The sequence below is a fragment of the Bradyrhizobium sp. PRIMUS42 genome, from assembly GCF_023006515.1.
Taxonomy (GTDB): Bacteria; Pseudomonadota; Alphaproteobacteria; order Rhizobiales; family Xanthobacteraceae; genus Bradyrhizobium.
In genome coordinates this window covers 1-474 of record NZ_JALBGZ010001582.1, presented here as the reverse complement: position 1 = coordinate 474, position 474 = coordinate 1, and the positions used below count along the sequence as shown (strand labels likewise).

Annotated in this window: 1 pseudogene; it reads left to right on the top strand. The window is 67.7% G+C overall.

Annotated features, from left to right (window positions below):
- Nucleotides 1-474: pseudogene (locus tag MOV75_RS41770) on the top strand (adenylate/guanylate cyclase domain-containing protein); the annotation flags it as partial.

Sequence of the window (474 nt, the reverse complement as noted above, 5' to 3'; positions counted from 1 at the left end):
CTCGAGCAGTGCCAGAAGCGCGCCGATGCCGCGCAATCACCGCGACGCTGCGAGCTCTATGCGGTCGGCAACATCGTCGTCTACACCCACGGCAAGCCGCCGATGCCGCCGCAGCCCTGGGTGCGGCATGACGCCATGACCGAGCGGGCGTTCGCATCGAAGGACTTTCCGATCGTGCGCGAACCGCAGAAGGTCCGGCTGGAGAACATGTTCGTGCCGGCGGCGAAATCGCGCTCGGTCGCGCTCGGGCCGGGCGGACAATATTTCATGGTGCTCGGCGCCTCGTCCGCCGACGACGCCGCGCGCCGCTCCCTGGAATCATGCGGCGCGATCGCCGGCGTGGCGTGTCTCGTGGTCGCGGTCGACGACAATTTCGTCGTGCCGATCCCGACCCTGTTCAGGATCACCGGCTTCTTCAATGCGGCCTCCAATGCCTCGATCGTGGCCGATGCGCGCGGCGAGGTGGTGCGCAAG